17 protein-coding genes and 1 tRNA gene are annotated in these 17,363 nt (G+C 68.8%); 15 read left to right on the top strand and 3 right to left on the bottom strand.

Going from position 1 to position 17,363, the window contains the following annotated elements; all coding sequences use genetic code 11:
- Positions 1-4: 4 nt before the first annotated feature.
- Both ACT54X_RS07785 and mutM read right to left on the bottom strand, forming a co-directional pair.
- Positions 5-1,975, bottom strand: a complete 1,971-nt coding sequence (locus ACT54X_RS07785; RefSeq protein WP_294371797.1) for a dynamin family protein — start codon at positions 1,973-1,975, stop codon at positions 5-7.
- 100 nt (positions 1,976-2,075) lie between these two features.
- The gene (gene mutM, locus ACT54X_RS07780; protein WP_476346090.1) at positions 2,076-2,891 is read right to left on the bottom strand and encodes a bifunctional DNA-formamidopyrimidine glycosylase/DNA-(apurinic or apyrimidinic site) lyase; all 816 of its coding nucleotides are present in this window, start codon (positions 2,889-2,891) and stop codon (positions 2,076-2,078) included.
- A gap of 81 nt (positions 2,892-2,972) precedes the next feature.
- Between mutM and ACT54X_RS07775 the strand changes: the two genes are divergently transcribed.
- The 8 genes from ACT54X_RS07775 to ACT54X_RS07740 all read left to right on the top strand — a co-directional run bounded on the left by ACT54X_RS07775 (position 2,973) and on the right by ACT54X_RS07740 (position 9,346).
- Entirely contained in the window at positions 2,973-4,742 is a 1,770-nt protein-coding gene (locus ACT54X_RS07775; RefSeq protein WP_294371798.1) for a tetratricopeptide repeat protein, read from the top strand.
- The gene (locus ACT54X_RS07770; protein ID WP_294371802.1) at positions 4,739-5,239 is read left to right on the top strand and encodes an outer membrane lipoprotein LolB; all 501 of its coding nucleotides are present in this window, start codon (positions 4,739-4,741) and stop codon (positions 5,237-5,239) included. Before ACT54X_RS07775 ends, ACT54X_RS07770 begins: the two co-directional genes overlap by 4 nt.
- On the top strand, positions 5,236-6,105 hold the full coding sequence (gene ispE, locus ACT54X_RS07765; RefSeq protein ID WP_294371805.1) for a 4-(cytidine 5'-diphospho)-2-C-methyl-D-erythritol kinase: 870 nt from the start codon (positions 5,236-5,238) through the stop codon (positions 6,103-6,105). Before ACT54X_RS07770 ends, ispE begins: the two co-directional genes overlap by 4 nt.
- Before the next feature lie 70 nt (positions 6,106-6,175).
- Positions 6,176-6,252, top strand: a tRNA-Gln gene (locus tag ACT54X_RS07760).
- 54 nt (positions 6,253-6,306) lie between these two features.
- Positions 6,307-7,281 carry a ribose-phosphate pyrophosphokinase gene (locus tag ACT54X_RS07755; protein ID WP_017758153.1) on the top strand — a complete coding sequence of 325 codons (975 nt, stop codon included), beginning with the start codon at positions 6,307-6,309 and terminating at the stop codon, positions 7,279-7,281.
- Positions 7,282-7,407: 126 nt separating this feature from the next.
- Positions 7,408-8,040 (top strand): 50S ribosomal protein L25/general stress protein Ctc, encoded by a 633-nt coding sequence (locus ACT54X_RS07750; RefSeq protein ID WP_017758154.1) that lies wholly within the window; start codon positions 7,408-7,410, stop codon positions 8,038-8,040.
- A 141-nt stretch (positions 8,041-8,181) separates the two neighbouring features.
- Positions 8,182-8,811, top strand: coding sequence for an aminoacyl-tRNA hydrolase (pth, locus tag ACT54X_RS07745; protein WP_476345845.1), 630 nt, complete (start codon positions 8,182-8,184; stop codon positions 8,809-8,811).
- 28 nt (positions 8,812-8,839) lie between these two features.
- Positions 8,840-9,346 carry a hypothetical protein gene (locus ACT54X_RS07740; RefSeq protein WP_476345843.1) on the top strand — a complete coding sequence of 169 codons (507 nt, stop codon included), beginning with the start codon at positions 8,840-8,842 and terminating at the stop codon, positions 9,344-9,346.
- Between the two features lie 21 nt (positions 9,347-9,367).
- Here ACT54X_RS07740 and ACT54X_RS07735 read toward each other — a convergent pair whose 3' ends face one another.
- Positions 9,368-9,646 (bottom strand): YfhL family 4Fe-4S dicluster ferredoxin, encoded by a 279-nt coding sequence (locus ACT54X_RS07735; RefSeq protein WP_294377565.1) that lies wholly within the window; start codon positions 9,644-9,646, stop codon positions 9,368-9,370.
- Positions 9,647-9,747: 101 nt separating this feature from the next.
- Here ACT54X_RS07735 and ACT54X_RS07730 point away from each other — a divergent pair, with 101 nt between their 5' ends.
- From ACT54X_RS07730 to ACT54X_RS07700, 7 genes are all read left to right on the top strand, one after another.
- A complete protein-coding gene (locus ACT54X_RS07730) occupies positions 9,748-10,707 on the top strand; it encodes an ABC transporter permease (RefSeq protein ID WP_476345841.1) in 960 nt (319 codons plus the stop codon).
- The gene (locus tag ACT54X_RS07725; protein ID WP_476345839.1) at positions 10,704-11,597 is read left to right on the top strand and encodes an ABC transporter permease; all 894 of its coding nucleotides are present in this window, start codon (positions 10,704-10,706) and stop codon (positions 11,595-11,597) included. The genes ACT54X_RS07730 and ACT54X_RS07725 overlap by 4 nt, the downstream gene beginning before the upstream one ends.
- 58 nt (positions 11,598-11,655) lie before the next feature.
- A complete protein-coding gene (locus tag ACT54X_RS07720; protein WP_294377571.1) occupies positions 11,656-12,651 on the top strand; it encodes an ABC transporter ATP-binding protein in 996 nt (331 codons plus the stop codon).
- A gap of 79 nt (positions 12,652-12,730) precedes the next feature.
- Positions 12,731-13,549, top strand: a complete 819-nt coding sequence (locus tag ACT54X_RS07715) for an ATP-binding cassette domain-containing protein (protein ID WP_294377574.1) — start codon at positions 12,731-12,733, stop codon at positions 13,547-13,549.
- Between the two features lie 94 nt (positions 13,550-13,643).
- Positions 13,644-15,134, top strand: a complete 1,491-nt coding sequence (locus tag ACT54X_RS07710) for an ABC transporter substrate-binding protein (protein WP_294377575.1) — start codon at positions 13,644-13,646, stop codon at positions 15,132-15,134.
- 34 nt (positions 15,135-15,168) lie between these two features.
- Positions 15,169-16,524 (top strand): tetratricopeptide repeat protein, encoded by a 1,356-nt coding sequence (locus ACT54X_RS07705; protein WP_476345836.1) that lies wholly within the window; start codon positions 15,169-15,171, stop codon positions 16,522-16,524.
- Between the two features lie 114 nt (positions 16,525-16,638).
- Positions 16,639-17,343 carry a phosphoribosyltransferase gene (locus ACT54X_RS07700; RefSeq protein ID WP_476345835.1) on the top strand — a complete coding sequence of 235 codons (705 nt, stop codon included), beginning with the start codon at positions 16,639-16,641 and terminating at the stop codon, positions 17,341-17,343.
- Positions 17,344-17,363 lie beyond the last annotated feature (20 nt).

The following is a 17,363-nucleotide window of genomic DNA, read 5'->3' as shown; positions in this document are numbered from 1 at the left end:
GATCTCACGCCGCGCGCAGTTGGGTGTCGCCGGCAGCCGGCGGGGCGCCAGGCTCGGGCTTGCGGCCGACGAGCACCTCGCAGAGATCACGCAGCCGTTGCTCCAGGGCACGAAGCTGCGCGCCCTGGCCGGCGAGTTCCGCCAGGCGCTCGTCCAGGCTGCTGGCGGCGTCGCGCACGCGGGCCATCGACTCCACGCGCCGGGCATAGGTCGCGCGGCGCTCGTTCATCTGGCGGTCCATCTGGGAGAAGGCGCTGCGGCGCCAGTCCTCGATCTCGCCCAGCGCGGCGTCGCGGACGGTGCGCACGCGGCTGGACAGGGCCTGCGCCAGCCGCTCGCAGAATTCAGATTGCACGAGGCGCAGGATGTTGCCCATGCCGAGGTAGTGCAGATGGCTCTGCTCGATGCTGCTCATCTCGGCAATGTACTTCGACAGATCGGGCTCGGCCGGGGCCTGCAGGGCAAAGCCATGTTCGGCATTGAGCTGGCGGAAGGCCGCATGCAGCATGGCCTGCAGCTCGGCCATGGTGGCCTGCACATCGCCGAGGTTGGTGCGCAGCCCGTCGAAGGTGCGGGCGTAGACCTGCGCAAGCTGCAGCTTGATGCCGGGCCGGCCCAATGCCTGCGCGAACTGCGCCATGTCGGACCTGAGTGCCGTCGGGCCGAGCACGGCCTGCATCTCGCGCATGCGCTTGCCAAGGACGGCACGCAGGGCCGAAACGCGTTCGGCGCCCGCCTCGAACTCCGACTGTTCCTGCTCGACCCGGCGCATCATGTGCCGCAGCGTGGCGGTGTTCTTGCCGCGCAGGCCTTCGAGCTCCATGCCCTGCTCCGTCAGCTCCCGCTGGCGCAGGCGCAGGATGCGCTGCGCCTCGGCGCGCAAGGCGTCCAGCCCGCCCTCCACGGCGCGGCGCAGGATGGCCTCCCTTTCGGCGAGCAGCCCCTGGCCCAGCAGCGCCTCAAGGGCCGGCAGCCGGCTCGCCTGCAGCAGCGGTGCATCGCCTGCGATGCGCGCCTGCAGGCCCTTCTGCGCCGACACCGGCAGCACGCGCCGGCGGGGCACGCCCAGCATGTCGGCGGACAGGGCGCACTGCCGCTCGATCTGGGCCTCGATCTGTCCGGGTGCGCTGAGCGAATCCCACAGCGTGTCGATCTTGTTCAGCGCGACGATGCGCGAGGCAACGGCCGGTGCGGCCCCGCCCAGGTGTTCGCGCCAGATGGCGAGGTCGGAGCGGGTCACCCCCGTATCGGCCCCCAGGATGAACAGCACGGCGTGGGCCTGGGGCAGCAGGCTCATCGTGAGTTCGGGCTCGGCGCCGATGGCATTGAGGCCCGGCGTGTCCAGGATGACCAGGCCCTGCTCCAGCAGGGGATGCGGAAGGTTGAGCACCGCATGGCGCCAGCGCGGGACCTCGACGTGCCGATGGGCATCCACGGGCAGGGCGTCTTCGCCGGCATCGTCGCGCCAGAAACCCAGCGCCTTGGCCCGTTCGAGCGGGACACGGTCGACCTCGGCCACTTTCTGCATGGCGGCCGCGAGCTGCTCGCCGTCATCGGGCGACAGGGCAATCCCGGTCCAGCCCTCGGACGATTCGCGCCACTGCTGCAGCGACCGGGGCACGAGCCGCGTGTCGATCGGCAGCAGCCGCAGCCCGGGGGCCTGCCCCGCGTCATGGCGAAGCTCCACAGGGCACATGGTGGTGCGTCCGGCGCTGGCCGGCATGATGCGCCGGCCATAGTCCGCAAAGAACAAGGCGTTGATCAGCTCAGACTTGCCGCGCGAGAACTCCGCGACGAAGGCCACCATGACCCGGCTGTCACGCATCAGGGACTCGGCATCCCTCAGCCGCTCCGCCACGGCGTCGTCGAGCAGGTCGTTGTCGCCCAGCCAGGAAGCCAGCCAGCGAAGCCGATGTGCCAGGCTGCGTCGCCAGGCGCCGTGCTGCTCGAACTGCTGGGAGAAAGGAACGCTCACGGACGCCTGCAGAAGAATTTACAAAATATAACAGTTGCGAATACCCCTCACGGCCCAGCGGCAAGGCGGTCGCACCCGGCGAGGCCGGCCCGCAGGGCCCTCAAGCCTTCTGGCAATTCGGACAGAAATAGGTCGAGCGCTGGCCCTGCCGCAGGAGCCGGATCGGCACCCCGCACTGCCGGCAGGGCTCGCCTGCCCGTCCGTAGACCATGGCCTGCAGCTGGAAGTGCCCAGCCTGACCGTCGATGTGGGAGAAATCGCGCAGCGTGCTGCCGCCCGCCTCGACCGCACGCGCCAACACCTCGCGGACGGCGGCATGCAGCCGTGCGGCACGCGGCCGTGAAATGCGGGCCGCCGGCACCGTCGGCCGGATGCCGGCAAGGAACAATGCCTCGGACGCATAGATGTTGCCCACCCCCACCACCACGTCGCCGGCCAGAAGCACCTGCTTGACCGGCGCGCGCCGTCTTCTGAGACCTTCGTGGAAGCGGCCGAGGTCAAAGGCATCGCCGAGCGGCTCCATGCCCAGCCCACCCAGCAGCTTGCGCGCCAGCGGCGCATCCTCGCCATCGACGTGGATCACCGCGCCGAAGCGCCTCGGGTCGTTCAACCGCAGCGTGCCACGCGTGGTGGTCAGGTCGAAGTGGTCGTGCGGTCCGGGCTCGGGCAGCGCCGGCGCAAACCGGAGGCTGCCCGACATGCCAAGGTGCACCAGCAGCATGCCCCGGTCGAGATCGACCAGCAGGTACTTGCCACGCCGCCGCACCTGCACCACGGTGCGCCCGACCAGCGCGCCCGGATCCACCTCCAGCGCCCATCGCAGCGGCTTGCCCACACGCAGGGCGGTGATGACGCCGCCGGCGATGCGGTCGGCAAAACCGCGGCGGGTGACTTCGACTTCTGGGAGCTCGGGCATCGGAACACGCCGCATGCGCAGGAGCAGCGGACCATCGCCCTCGCCCCAGATGCGGACAAAGGCTTGGATTATTATGGTTCGATGAGTCCCTTGCCCCGCCGTCGCCATCTGGCGACAGCCGTTCTGACCCTCGCCTCGCTCAGCGCCGCCGCGCAGTCGGTGCCCCCCGGCCCACCACCCGCGCCGCCCGCCCCGGCCGCGGAACCTGCCCAGCCCTCGGCCATGACGGCCGAGCTGTTCTACGAAGTGCTGCTGGGCGAACTCAACGCCCGCGACGGCGATCCGGTCGAGGGCTTCCAACTGCTCCTGGACTCCGCTCGCCGTACCCGCGAGCCGGCCCTCTTCCAGCGCGCCGTCGATGTCGCCGTGCGCGCACGCTCGCCGGAGGCTGCCCTGGTGGCCGTTCGTGCCTGGAAACAGGCCATTCCCGACGCCCGGGAGCCGCGCCGGCTGGAGTTGCAGATCCTGATCCTGCTGGGCCGCCTGACCGAGACCGTGGACCCGCTGCGTGCCGACCTCGCCGCCACGCCGGTACCGGAGCGCCCCGCAGCGCTCGCGAGCGCCGTCCGGGCCTACAGCCGGGCGTCCAACAAGCAGGCCGCTGCCCAGGCCTTCGAACAAGGCCTGTCGGATGAATTGAAGGCGGGCGCCCGCTCGGCTGGCCTGGCCTGGGCGGCCGTCGGCCGTCTGCGCCTGAACGCGGGCGACACCGCCGGCGCCCTGGCGGCTGCCCAGCAGGGCAACGCCGCCGACCCGAAGGCCGACGCGCCTGCCGTGCTGGCACTCGAACTGATGGATCCGTCCCGGCCCGAAGCCGAGGCACTCGTGCGCCGCTACCTGAGCCAGGAGGACGCCCTGCCCGAGGCACGCGTGGCCTATGCCCGCGCACTGGCACTGGGGCAGCGCTACGACGAGGCCACGGCGCAGATGGAGACGCTCACGCGCAGCCGACCCGACCTGCCCGATCCCTGGCTGCTGCTCGGCTCCCTGCAGGCGCAGGTCCATCAGGACGCGGCCGCGCAGACGTCCCTGCAGCGCTACCTGGACCTCGCCACCCGCCAGAGCGATGCGGACGAGCGCGCCCGCGGCATTGCTCAGGCATACCTGCAGCTCGCCCAGTTGGCAGAACGTCGCAAGGATTTCGCCGCCGCCGAACAGTACCTGTCGCGCGTGGAGGGCGACGAGGACATGGCGTCCGCCCAGTTGCGTCGGGCGATGCTGCTGGCCAAGCAGGGCAAGGTCGCCGAGGCACGCCAGATCGTGCGCAGCATGCCCGCACGCACGGATGCCGACCGCCGCCAGCAATTGCAGGCCGAAGCCCAGGTGCTGCGTGAGGCCAAGATGAACCAGGCGGTGTACGACCTGCTTGCCGCCGCCAGTGCCCAGGCACCGAACGACACCGACCTGCTCTACGACCTCGCCATGGCGGCCGAGAAGCTCAACCGCGTGGACGAGACCGAACGGCTGCTGCGCCGCGTGATCGCCCTCAAGCCGGACAGTGCCAACGCGTACAACGCGCTGGGCTATTCGCTCGCCGATCGGAATGTCCGTCTCCCCGAAGCCCGCCAGCTGATCCGCAAGGCGGTGGAACTGTCGCCCAACGACCCTTTCATCGCCGACAGTCTGGGTTGGGTCGAGTTCCGGCTCGGCAATATGGCCGAGGCGCAGCGCATCCTCGAAGGCGCCTACAAGACGCGGCCCGATCCGGAGATCGGGGCCCACCTCGGCGAGGTGCTGTGGGCGCAGGGCCAACGCGACCGTGCATTGAGCATCTGGCGCGAGGCCTCCATGGCGGACGCGGAGAACGAGACCCTGCAGGCCACGCTGCGGCGCCTGCGCGTCAAGCTGTGAAGCGACGCGTGCTGATGGCCGGCGTGGCGGGCGCCACCCTTGCGCTGGCCGGCTGTGCCGCCCCCCAGGCGGCACGCCGCGCGGACACGGGCAGCAGCCACTGGAGCGGCCGTCTGTCCCTGTCGGTCGACAGCAACCCGCCGCAGTCCTTCGCAGCCGTGTTCGAGCTGGACGGCAATCCGGAGCAAGGCGAGCTCTTGCTGACCACGCCGCTTGGCAACACCCTGGGCGCCTTGCAATGGAGCCCGGGCACCGCCGTGCTGCGCGATGGCGCACAGCAGCGACGCTTCGCCTCCATCGCCGCGCTGACCGAGGCCGTGACCGGCGCGGCGCTGCCCATCGATGCATTGTTCGAATGGCTGCAGGGCCGCCCGGCCCCGGTCCCGGGCTGGCGGGCCGAACTGTCGCAGGTGGCGCAAGGCCGACTCCAGGCGACGCGCGATGCCCCCTTGCCCACCGCGCAGCTGCGTGTCGTCTTCGAGCGCCCTTCGCCGTGAAGGCCCTCTATGACCTGCCCGCGCCTGCCAAGCTGAACCTCTTCCTTCACATCACCGGTCGGCGTGCAGATGGCTACCACCTGCTGCAGTCGGTGTTCATGTTGATCGACTGGTGCGACACGCTGCATGCGGACTTGCGCCTGGACGGTGGCCTGTCGCGCGAAGACCTGGGACAACCCCTGCCCGCCGACGATCTCGTATTGCGCGCCGCCCGCGCGCTGAAGAGCGCGACTGGCACGCAGCAGGGTGCCCACATCGGCGTGCACAAGCGCATACCGGCGCAGGCGGGCATGGGCGGCGGCTCATCGGATGCGGCCACCTGCCTCCTGGCACTGAACCGGCTCTGGCGGTTGGATCTGCCACTTGCCGAACTCGAACGCATCGGCCTCAAGCTCGGCGCCGACGTGCCCTTCTTTCTGCGCGGCCGCAATGCATGGGTCGAGGGCATCGGCGAGCAGATCACTCCGCTGACGGTGCCCGCAGCCCGCTTCGCCGTGCTCAAGCCAGAGGCTGGACTCGACACACGCCGTATTTTTTCTGCGGATGATCTTCACAGGGCCACAAAACCTGCTATAGTTTCTGTCTTCGCTGCTCAGGACGGCAAACGAATCTTCCGATTCGGACACAACGACCTGCAGCCGGTTGCCCAGCGGCTCTGTCCGCAAGTGAGTCAGGCCCTTCAGTGGCTCGATGCACAAGGCCTCAGTGCCAGGATGACCGGCTCCGGAAGTGCCGTCTTCGCGCAGCTGCCGAACGATGCGCCGCAAGGCCCGATCGATCATCTCTCGAAGGATCTTCCCGAGGGTTGGCAATATCGGATCTGCAGCAATCTCGCGCACCATCCCCTCCAGGGCTGGGCCGCGTAGGCAATAACCAGTCGCTCGCGATTGGTTGCGACATTCATCGGTGGATGGTCACTGGACCGTCCTCCTGTGTAGGGGAGTCGCCAAGTTGGTTAAGGCACCGGATTTTGATTCCGGCATTCGAGGGTTCGAGTCCTTCCTCCCCTGCCAAATGCTCTAAAGCATCAGGCCCCACCTTTTCTCTCTGACCGCCGGGAAGCACACATGCAGGCCCCACATCCTGACTTCATGGTTTTCACCGGCAATGCCAACCCGGGCATGGCAGCAGAGATCGTTCAGCATCTCGGCACCTCGCTTGGCGCTGCGCGCGTCGGCCGCTTCTCCGATGGCGAGGTCACGGTCGAAATCAACCAGAACGTGCGGGCGCGTGAGGTCTTCGTGGTGCAGTCCACCTGCGCGCCCACGAACGAAAACCTGATGGAACTGCTGATCATGGTCGACGCACTCAAGCGCGCCTCGGCCGAGCGGATCAGCGCCGTGATCCCCTACTTCGGCTATGCCCGCCAGGACCGCCGCCCGCGCTCCTCGCGCGTGCCGATCTCGGCAAAGGTCGTCGCCAACCTGCTGCAGACCGTCGGCGTATCGCGCGTGCTGACGATGGACCTGCACGCCGACCAGATCCAGGGTTTCTTCGACATCCCCGTCGACAACATCTACGCCTCTCCGGTTCTGCTGGGCGATCTGCGCACCAAGAACTACGAAGACCTGATGGTGGTGAGCCCCGACGTCGGCGGTGTGGTGCGTGCCCGTGCCATCGCCAAGCAACTGGGCTGCGACCTGGCCATCATCGACAAGCGCCGCCCCAAGGCCAACGTCAGTGAGGTGATGCACGTCATCGGCGAGATCGAAGGCCGCAACTGCGTGATCATGGACGACATGATCGACACCGCTGGCACGCTGGTAAAGGCTGCCGAGGTGCTCAAGGAGCGCGGCGCCAAGAAGGTGTACGCCTATTGCACGCACCCGGTCTTCTCGGGTCCCGCCATTGAACGCATCGCCCAGGGCAGCGCGCTCGATGAGGTCTGCGTCACCAACACCATCCCGCTGTCCGACGGCGCCCTGGCCTGCGGCAAGATCCGCCAGCTGTCCGTGGCCCCCCTCTTCGCGGAAACCATCCACCGTATCGCCAATGGCGAATCGGTCATGAGCCTGTTCTCGGATTCGGACAGCGCCGCCTGAGGCACATTCCGGTCCTGGAACTTTCAGTGGGCGCCCTCGCGGCGCCTTTTTGTCGAACGGCACCGCACTGGTCGCGGTGGGTGCCACAGAGGCGGGCCTTCGGCCCAGGCCTCACAGGAGTCACTTATGAAATTCGTCGCTTTCGAGCGCGCCAAGCAGGGCACGGGTGCGAGCCGCCGTCTCCGCAATTCGGGCAAGACGCCCGGCATCGTCTACGGTGGCGAAGGCCAGCCGCAACTGGTCGAGCTCGACCACAACGCCCTGTGGCACGCCCTGAAGAAGGAAGCCTTCCACTCCTCCATCCTCGAGATGGACCTGGGCGGCAACGTGACCAAGGTGCTGCTGCGCGATGTGCAGTACCACCCGTACAAGCAACTGGTCCAGCACGTGGACTTCCAGCGCGTCGATGCCCGCACCCGCCTGACCGTGAAGGTGCCGCTGCACTTCAAGGGTGAGGAAGAGTCCGAAGCCGTCAAGCTGCACCAGAACCTGGTGAACCACGTGATGACGGAAATCGAAATCAGCGTGCTGCCGGCCGACCTGCCCGAGTTCATCGAGGTTGATCTGTCGGGTCTGGCTGCCGGCGGTACCGTGCACCTGGCCGACATCAAGCTGCCCGGCCGCGCCAAGGCCATCACCCATGGCAAGCCGAACCCCGTGATCGTGTCGGCCGTGGCGCCTGTGGTCGAGGAAGAGGCGCCTGCTGCTGCGCCCGCTCCGGCTGCCGAGCCCGCCAAGGGCAAGGGCAAGAAGAAGTAATTGCTTCTTCGCCCGAGGCTGCGCACCTTCGGTGTGCCCGCCTCACGGCTCGAACAGGCCCGCCTCGCGCGGGCCTTTTTCATGGGCCGATCGTCCACTCCTTCTCTCCTTGGCCCGGCCAGGCGCCGGGATAATCCATCCATGATCAAGCTCTTCGTCGGCCTCGGCAATCCGGGGCCCGAGTATGAGGACACGCGCCACAACGCCGGCTTCTGGTGGATCGACGCCCTCGCCCGCGACTGGAAGCTCCACCTCGCACCCGAACGCAGCTACCACGGCCTGGCGGCCCGAACGAATGTGGGCGGCCAGACGGTCTGGCTGCTGGAGCCGCAGACCTTCATGAACCTGTCGGGCAAGTCGGTGGCGGCGCTCGCCCGCTTCTTCAAGATCGCGCCGGAAGAAATCCTGGTGGTGCACGACGAGCTGGACGTGGTGCCCGGCCAGGCCAAGCTCAAGTTCGGTGGCAGCCACGCCGGCCACAACGGCCTGCGCGACATCCACGCCCAGCTCGGCACCGGCGACTACTGGCGTCTGCGCATCGGCATCGGCCATCCGGGCGTGAAGTCCGAAGTGGTGAGTTGGGTGCTGAAGAAGCCGCTGCGCGAGCAGCGCGAAGCCATCGACGACGCCATCGTCCGCAGCCTGCGGGCGGTCCCCACCCTCCTGGCCGGCGACATGACCGCCGCGATGCAGCAGATCCACACCCACAAGCCGCCCCGGCCCAAGCCGCCGCGCCAGGAGAGCGCGCCTGCGGATAAACCGCCAGGCTAAACCACCTACTTTCGATCAGGGAGAGACCGTGCGACCCCATCACCACCTACAAACGGCGCACACCGATCAGTCCAGGCTCCACAGGAGTCGCCAGGCCACGCTGGTCCTGCTGACGGCGCTGCTGGGCGCCACCGCAGCAGCGCAACAGCCCCAACCCGCACGCAGCGGCACCATCTGGCGTTGCGGCAACCTCTACAGCCAGATTCCCTGCGACAACGGCCGGTCGCTCGACGAGGCGCCAGCGTCGTCGCCGCAGAAGGCGCGCGAGGCACAGGCCCAGACCGACCGCATCCAGCGCCGCGCGGACGCCATGGCCCGCGAGCGCGAGCGGCTGGAGGACCGTGCCACGGGCCAGCGCCCCGCCGTCTTCGAGCATCCGCAGCCCCAGCACACCGGGTCTGCGCTGGCTGACAACCACCTCGATAAGCCCCGCGCTCCCAAGCGCGCCACCGTCGGCGGCGACTTCAGCGCGCGCGCCGCGGGCGAGGCACCCGCTGGCACAAAGAAAAAGAAGAAGAAAAAGTCGGACGCATGACGCGGCCCGGTGCCGCGTCGCTCAACGCTGCGGCGCTGCCGGCTCCAGATGCACGGCAGCCGTGAGCCGCTCGTACTTGGCCATCAGCATCGGCCGGGTCTCCACATGCGCGGGATTGACCGGAATGCACGCCACCGGACAGATCTGCACGCACTGCGGTTCGTCGAAGTGGCCCACGCATTCGGTGCAACGGTGCGGATCGATCTGGTAGAAGGATTCGCCCATCGAGATGGCGTCGTTGGGGCACTCCGGCTCGCAGACGTCGCAGTTGATGCATTCGTCGGTGATCATCAAGGCCATCCCCGGATTATCCCTGGGCGGGCACGCACGTTGCATGCGCGTGAATCATTCCCCTGTCCGGTTATGCTGCGCCGCTTGCCTTCGCGGGCCCAGCTTTCACGATGAGTCTCTTTCTTCTCAAGCGTCTGGCGACGCTGGTCGGCACCCTGATCGGGGCGTCCGTCATCATCTTCCTCGTTCTCGAAATCCTGCCCGGCAACGCGGCTCAGATGCTGATGGGCCCGGATGCCTCGCCCGATGCCGTGGCGGCCCTGGCCACCAAGCTGGGCCTGGACCAGCCGGCCTGGACGCGCTACTGGCACTGGGTGGGCGGCATGCTCACCGGCAATCTGGGCGACAGCTACACCTACGGCTCGCCGGTGGCCGAACTGATCCTGGAGCGGTTGCAGCTGACCATTCCCCTCGCCTTCATGGCGATGCTGCTGACCACGGTGCTGGCACTGTTGGTGGGCATGACCGCCGCCGCGCGCCACAACCAGCTGGGCGACGTGGGGCTGATGGGCCTCACCCAGGTGGGCATCGCCATTCCCAACTTCTGGTTCGCGATCCTGCTGATCCTGCTGTTCTCGGTGAAGCTGCAGTGGTTCTCGGCGGGCGGCTTCGATGGCTGGGGCGAAGGCATGGGCGGCATCCTCGACGGCGTGAAGTCGCTGCTGCTGCCGGCGCTGGCGCTGGCGGTGGTGCAGGCCGCCATCCTGGCGCGCATCACGCGCTCCGCCGTGCTCGAGGTCATGCGCGAGGATTTCGTGCGCACCGCCCGCGCCAAGGGCGTGAGCCAGCGCGCCGTGCTGTGGCTGCACGTGCTGCGCAACGCGCTGATCCCGGTCATCACGGTGATGGGCATGCAGTTCTCCGAACTGCTGGCGGGCACCATCGTGGTGGAGAACGTCTTCTACCTGCCCGGCCTGGGCCGCCTGATCTTCCAGGCCATCAGCAACCGCGACCTGGTCGTGGTGCGCAACTGCGTGATGCTGCTGGCTGCCTTCGTGGTGATCGTCAACTTCGTGGTCGATGTGCTCTATGCCGTGATCGACCCGCGCATCAAGGCTTCCGACATATGAGCAGCGCCGGCATTCCTGCGGCCTCGCCCTCCGCCACAGCAAGGCCTGCAGGCCGGCACGGCTTCTGGCAGCGCGCGCTGCGCCACCGCAGCTTCATGATCGGCGGCGTGCTCACGCTGGCGCTGATCGTGGCGGCTGCGCTTTCGTTCGTGTGGACGCCCTGGTCGCCCTACGACATGGACATGGCCAACAAGCTGGCCGGTCCGTCGGCAAAGCACTGGCTGGGCACAGACGCCTTCGGCCGCGACGTGGCCTCGCTGCTGCTGGTCGGCGCACGGGCGTCGATCCTGGTGGGCATCATCGCGGTGGGCATCGGCCTGGTGGCTGGCACCGCGCTGGGCCTGCTGGCAGCGGCAAAACGCGGCTGGGTCGAGGAGGCCATCATGCGCCTGACCGACTTCTCGCTGGCCTTCCCGGCGATCCTGCTGGCGATCATGCTGACGGCCGTGTTCGGCGCGGGCATCGTCAACGCCATCATCGCCATCGGCATCTACAACATCCCGATCTTTGCGCGCATCACGCGCGCCTCGGCCAATGCCGTGTGGTCGCGCGAGTACATCGCCGCGGCGCAGGCCTGCGGCAAGGGGCCGTTCGCGATCACGATGCAGCACGTGCTGCCCAACATCTCGGCGGTGCTGATCGTGCAGATCACCATCCGCTTCGCCATCGCCATCCTGGCCGAGGCCGCGCTGTCGTACCTGGGCCTGGGCACGCAGCCGCCGCAGCCCTCCTGGGGCCGAATGCTGAGCGAGGCGCAGACGCTGATGTTCCAGCAGCCGCTGCTGGCCGTGTGGCCCGGCGCCGCCATCGCCATGGCGGTGCTCGGCCTGAACCTGATGGGCGATGGTCTGCGTGACCTGCTCGATCCCCGCTTGGCCCGCGCACGATGAACCGCATTCCCTTCGCCTTCCTTTACGCGCCCGGCCTGCACCGGGCGGCGCGCTGACCATGGCCCTGCTCGACGTCAACGACCTGCACATCGGCCTGCAGACCCACCGCGGCCCGGCCGAAGCGGTGCGCGGCATCTCCTTCTCGCTGGAGCGCGGCGAGACGCTCGGCATCGTTGGCGAATCCGGCTGCGGCAAGTCCATCACCGTGATGGCACTGATGGGCCTGCTGCCCAACACCGCACGCGTGACCGGCAGCATCCGCTTCGACGGCCAGGAACTCGTGGGCCTGCCCGAGAAGGCGATGTGCGCCCTCCGCGGCAACCGCATCGGCATGGTGTTCCAGGAGCCGATGACGGCGCTGAACCCGGTGCACACCATCGCCCGCCAGGTGGGCGAGCCGCTGCGGCTGCACCGCGGCCTGTCGAAGGCCGAGGCGCGCAAGGAAGTGCTGGCCCTGCTCGACCGCGTGGGCATTCCCGATGCAGCCTCGCGGCTGGACGCCTATCCGCACCAGTTTTCCGGCGGCCAGCGCCAGCGCATCGGCATCGCCATGGCGCTGGCCTGCGGGCCCGACCTGCTGATCGCCGACGAGCCCACCACCGCGCTGGACGTGACCATCCAGAAGCAGATCCTCGATCTGATCCAGGACCTGGTGAAGGAGCGCGGCATGGGCCTGATCCTCATCTCGCACGACCTGGGCGTGATCGCCAACAACGTCCAGCGCATGCTGGTGATGTATGGCGGCAGCGTGGTCGAAAGCGGACCGACAGCCTCGGTGTTCGCGGCCAAGGCGCATCCCTACACGCAGGGACTGTTCGCGGCCCGGCCGGTGCTGGGTGCGCCGCGCGGCGGCCGGCTGGCCACCATCCGCGGCAGCGTGCCCGAGCTGGTCGACCTGCCGGTTGGCTGCCCTTTCGCGGGCCGCTGCAGTTTCACCGAAGACTATTGCCACACGACGCCGGTGCCGCCGACGCCGCTGCCGGGCGACCATGCGGTGCGCTGCCTGCGGCTGGAGGCCGTTGCTGCGGCTGCGGCCGAAGGAGTCGAGGCATGAGCGCAGCCCGAGCCCTCACCATGCGCGAAGACGCAGCCAGCGCGCTGCGTGACGCTTCTCTCCTCTCCGGGGCTTTCCGATGAGCACCCCACCCCTGCTGAAGGTCACCGACCTGGTCCGCCACTATGCGCTGCCGCGTGAGAAGCTCTTTTCTCCGCCGCCCACCGTCAAGGCCCTCAACGGCGTGAGCTTCGAGGTGCAGGCCGGGCGCAGCCTGGGCATCGTGGGCGAGTCGGGCTCGGGCAAGTCCACCATCGCCCGGCTGGTGATGGCCCTGGACAAGCCCACGTCCGGCCGCATCGAACTGCTGGGCCGCGACCTGAACCGGCTGTCGGCTGCCGAGCTGCGCACCGCGCGCCGCGACTTCCAGATGGTGTTCCAGGACCCGTACGGCTCGCTCGACCCACGCCAGACCGTGGGCCGCATCGTGGCCGAGCCGCTGGACGCGCTGGCCAACGCCTCGCGCGCCGAGCAGCGCGAACGCGCCGCCGAATCGCTGGCCGCCGTGGGCCTGCGCAGCACCGACATCGACAAATATCCGCACGAGTTCTCGGGCGGCCAGCGCCAGCGCATCGCCATCGCCCGCGCCCTCATCACCCGGCCCAAGCTCATCGTGGCCGACGAGCCGGTGAGCGCGCTGGACGTGTCGGTGCAGGCCCAGGTGCTCAACCTCATGCAGGACCTGCAGCAGCAGTTCGGCGTGAGCTACCTGCTCATCAGCCACGACCTGGCCGTCGTCAACCACCTGTGCGACGACGTCTGCGTGGTGCTCAAGGGCCGCATCGTCGAGCAGGGGCCGCCCGAGCGGCTGTTCCGCGAGGCGGAGCATCCCTACACCCGCAGCCTGCTCGAAGCCGTTCAGCACGCGCCCTCCGGCGACGTGCTGCACGCGGCCTGAAAGCCGCTCCAGAGTTGGGCCACAATGGCCCGCGCCGAGGGGCCGCCGGCCGCTCGTGAACCGTTTCCGTCAGCCTTTTCGGAGATCTCACCTCATGTTGAATCGTCGCACCCTCCTGGTCACCGGCAGCGCCTCGGTCGCGCTGGCCAGCCCCCTCGCCTCGCTGGCCCAGAGCCGCAAGGACACCATGGTGCTGGGCATGACGCTGGAGCCGCCGGGCCTGGACCCGACCGCCGGCGCCGCCTCGGCCATCGGCGAGGTCGTGCTCTACAACATCCTCGAGACGCTCACCAAGATCAATGCCGACGGCAGCGTGTCGCCGCTGCTGGCAGAGAGCTGGGAGGTCTCGCCCGACCTCAAGACCTACACCTTCAAGCTGCGCCGCGGCGTCAAGTTCAGCAACGGCGAGCCCTTCAATGCGCAGACCGTCAAGTTCGCCTTCGACCGTGCCGGCGGCGAGAAGAGCACCAACAAGGACAAGCGCACCTTCGCCGCCATCAGCACGCAGGCGGTGGACGAGTACACCGTGGTGCTGATCAACAAAGAGATCGACCCCGACCTGCCCTTCGTGCTGGGCCAGGCCACGGCCGTGATCGTCGAGCCCAAGAGCGCCGACGGCAACGCCGCCAAGCCCGTGGGCACCGGCCCCTACAAGCTGGACGCCTGGGCCAAGGGCTCCACGCTGACGCTGAGCAAGTGGGAGGGCTTCCGCGATCCCAAGCTGGCCAAGCTCAACAAGATCGTCTTCCGCTTCATCTCCGACCCGGCGGCGCAGGCCGCCTCGCTGATGGCCGGCGACGTGGACGCTTTCCCGCGCATCGCCACGCGTGTGGTACCGCAGTTCAAGGCCAATCCGCAGTTCCAGGTGATCCTGGGCGGCTCGCGCGCCAAGACCATCGTGGCCATCAACAGCAAGAAGAAGCCGCTGGACGATGTGCGCGTGCGCCGTGCCATCCTGGCCGCCATCGACCGCAAGGCCTTCATCGATGGCGCGGCCGACGGCTTCGGCACGCCCATCGGCAGCCACTACGTGCCCGGCGCGCCCGGCTACGTGGACACCACCGGCATCAACCCCTACGACCCCGAGAAGGCCAAGAAGCTGCTGGCCGAAGCCGGCGTCAAGCTGCCGCTGGAACTCACCATGACGCTCCCGCCCCCGCCCTATGCCCGCCAGGGCGGCGAGGTGATCGTGGCGCAACTGGCCAAGGTCGGCATCACCGTGAAGACGCAGAACGTGGAATGGGCCCAGTGGCTGAGCCAGACCTATGGCGGCGGCCACAACTACGACCTGTCGATCATTTCGCATGTCGAGCCCTTCGACCTGGGCAACTATTCCAAGCCCGACTACTACTGGGGCTACGACAGCAAGGCCTTCACCCAGCTCTACGACAAGATCAAGACCACGGGCGACGCCAAGGAGCGCAACAAGCTGCTGGGCGACGCGCAGAAGATGCTGGCCCAGGACGCGGCCAACGGCTTCATGTACCAGCCGCAGTTCCCGGTGATCGCCAAGAAGAGCGTGAAGGGCCTGTGGACGCAGATGCCCATCTTCTGCAACGACCTGGCGGCGCTGCACTGGGGCTGATGCCCGCTCGATGAGGCGGCGGCAGAATGGATGCATGCCCGCCGCCTCCAACTTGCCCGCCGACCCGTTCGGCAACCCGATCAGCGTCAGCGACACCACCAGCCGCCGGCTGATCGACGACTTCGCCTCGGGCTTCCTGGCCTGCGAATCCAGGGCGGCCAACCTCGTCACCGACGGCCACGACGACGACGCCCCGCTCTTCCAGGCCTATGCCGCGGCGCTCCAGATGTTCGCGGAGACGGGCGATGCGCCCGCAGCCGCCCGGCCCCACATCGAACGCGCACGGGCGGGCGCTGCCGGCGTCACGGAACGCGAACGGCGCTTCATCGAGGCCGTCGCTGCCTGGGTCGACGGCGACATGTGCCGTGCGGTGCAACTGCATGAGGAACAGGCCCGCGAGTTTCCGCGCGACCTGGTCTCGGTCAAGCTGGGCCAGTACCACTGCTTCAACCTGGGCGACTGCGCCGGGATGCTGCGCCTGGGCCTGGCTGCCCTGCCCCATGCGGCCGACGTACCGCAAGTGCATGGCATGGTGGCCTTCGGCTTTGAGCAATGCCATCGACTGCGCGAAGCCGAGGCCAGCGCCCGCCGCGCCATCGCCCTGCAGCGCAAGGAACCCTGGGCCCACCATGCGCTGGCGCACGTCATGCTCACAGAAGGCCGGCTGCGCGAAGGCCTGGCCTTCATGGAGGACGTGAGCGAGACCTGGACGGGCCTGAACTCATTCATGGTCACGCACAACTGGTGGCACTTGGCGCTGTTCCTCATCGACCTGGGCCGCGCCGACGAGGCGCTGGCGGTGCATGACCGGCACTGCTGGGGCGTGGCCAAGGCCTATTCGCAGGACCAGATCGGCGCCGTCTCTCTGCTCGCCCGGCTGGAACTGGTCGGCCAGGACGTGGGCGAGCGCTGGACCGAACTAGGCGGCTATCTTGCCCAGCACACGCAGGATCAGGTGCTGCCCTTCCTGGACCTGCAGTACCTCTACGGCCTGGCCCGCGCCGGCCGGCCCGAGGCCGACGGACTGCTGGCACGCATCGAGGCCTTCGCGCCCCGGGCGCCAGAAGCCAGCCGCCATGCCTGGCAGAAAGTCTGCGTGCCCGCAGCCCATGGCTTGGTGGCACATGCGCGCGGCGAGTTCAAGAAGGCCGCAGAGGCACTGGGCACCGCGCTGCCCCGCATGATCGAGGTCGGCGGCAGCCATGCGCAGCGCGACCTCTTCGGCCAGATCCATGTCGATGCGCTGGTGCGCAGCGGCGAGGCCCGCCACCTGGCGCAGGCGCTGGATGTGGTGCAGCCGCAGCGCAACGGCCAACCGGAATCGCTGCGGCTGGCGCGGCTGGCCGATACGATCCACGCCGGCCTGGGGCTGCCGCCGGTGGCGCACTGAGCACGCGGCCGCTGCGGCGGTGTGCGCGACACGCCGTCGGCGTGCGCTGCTGGCGCCTCGCCTCCATCGGCCTCTGCCCCGCATCCCTCTATCGTCTTCGGCCTCCGCCCTTCCATGACCACGCCCGTCCCGCATTTCACCGAGCCGACGACCCACTACTGGCAGCAACTGCTGCCGGCCGACGCCGCACCGGCGCCCATGCCGCCCTGGCGCCACGGCGTGCCCGCCACGCTGCCGGACGGCCGGGTGCTGGTGCTGCCCATCCGCCAGATGGCCGACGACCCGGGTCTGGCGGTCGCCTCCTTCCTGTGCAACCAGGCTTCGCTCGACGTGGTGGATGAACTCGGCCGCCTGCTGGCCGAGCGCGTGGCGCCGCTGACGCCCGAGGTCGTCATCGGCCTGCCCACGCTGGGCCTGACCTTCGCGCCCCTGGTGGCCCGCCACCTGGGCCATGCGCGGTACGTGCCGCTGGGCTACTCGCGCAAGTTCTGGTACGACGAGGCGCTGTCGGGGGCGGTGCAGTCGATCACCACGCCGACAGGCGGCAAGCGCGTCTACCTCGACCCGCACCTGCTGCCGCTGGTGCAGGGCAAGCGCGCCGTGATGGTGGACGATGCCGTGAGCAGCGGCCGCACCCTGCTGGCGCCCTGGACCATGCTGGAGTCTATCGGCGTGCAGGTGGCGGCCGTGGGCGTGGCGATGCGCCAGGGCAACCGGTGGCGCGACACGCTGGGGCCGGAGCGCGCCGCGCGCGTGGTCGGCGTCTTCGAAAGCCCGCTGCTGCGCGCCACCGACGAGGGCTGGGTGCCGCGGGACTGAGCGCCGGCGGAGCCCGCCTG

The sequence above is a fragment of the Pseudacidovorax sp. DMC4 genome (genome assembly GCF_056314265.1).
The sequence above is the reverse complement of the archived record's forward strand: the minus strand, read 5'-3'. Positions and strand labels throughout refer to the sequence as shown.

What these genes read in the sequence shown, in the direction of transcription:
- ACT54X_RS07700 (WP_476345835.1), top strand. Translation starts at nt 16,639, where the DNA reads ATGACCACGCCCGTCCCGCATTTCACCGAGCCGACGACCCACTACTGG.
- pth (WP_476345845.1), top strand. Translation starts at nt 8,182, where the DNA reads ATGATCAAGCTCTTCGTCGGCCTCGGCAATCCGGGGCCCGAGTATGAG.
- ACT54X_RS07725 (WP_476345839.1), top strand. Translation starts at nt 10,704, where the DNA reads ATGAGCAGCGCCGGCATTCCTGCGGCCTCGCCCTCCGCCACAGCAAGG.
- ACT54X_RS07735 (WP_294377565.1), bottom strand. Translation starts at nt 9,646, where the DNA reads ATGGCCTTGATGATCACCGACGAATGCATCAACTGCGACGTCTGCGAG.
- ACT54X_RS07715 (WP_294377574.1), top strand. Translation starts at nt 12,731, where the DNA reads ATGAGCACCCCACCCCTGCTGAAGGTCACCGACCTGGTCCGCCACTAT.
- ACT54X_RS07705 (WP_476345836.1), top strand. Translation starts at nt 15,169, where the DNA reads ATGCCCGCCGCCTCCAACTTGCCCGCCGACCCGTTCGGCAACCCGATC.
- ACT54X_RS07720 (WP_294377571.1), top strand. Translation starts at nt 11,656, where the DNA reads ATGGCCCTGCTCGACGTCAACGACCTGCACATCGGCCTGCAGACCCAC.
- ACT54X_RS07755 (WP_017758153.1), top strand. Translation starts at nt 6,307, where the DNA reads ATGCAGGCCCCACATCCTGACTTCATGGTTTTCACCGGCAATGCCAAC.
- ACT54X_RS07775 (WP_294371798.1), top strand. Translation starts at nt 2,973, where the DNA reads ATGAGTCCCTTGCCCCGCCGTCGCCATCTGGCGACAGCCGTTCTGACC.
- ACT54X_RS07710 (WP_294377575.1), top strand. Translation starts at nt 13,644, where the DNA reads ATGTTGAATCGTCGCACCCTCCTGGTCACCGGCAGCGCCTCGGTCGCG.
- ACT54X_RS07730 (WP_476345841.1), top strand. Translation starts at nt 9,748, where the DNA reads ATGAGTCTCTTTCTTCTCAAGCGTCTGGCGACGCTGGTCGGCACCCTG.
- ACT54X_RS07750 (WP_017758154.1), top strand. Translation starts at nt 7,408, where the DNA reads ATGAAATTCGTCGCTTTCGAGCGCGCCAAGCAGGGCACGGGTGCGAGC.
- mutM (WP_476346090.1), bottom strand. Translation starts at nt 2,891, where the DNA reads ATGCCCGAGCTCCCAGAAGTCGAAGTCACCCGCCGCGGTTTTGCCGAC.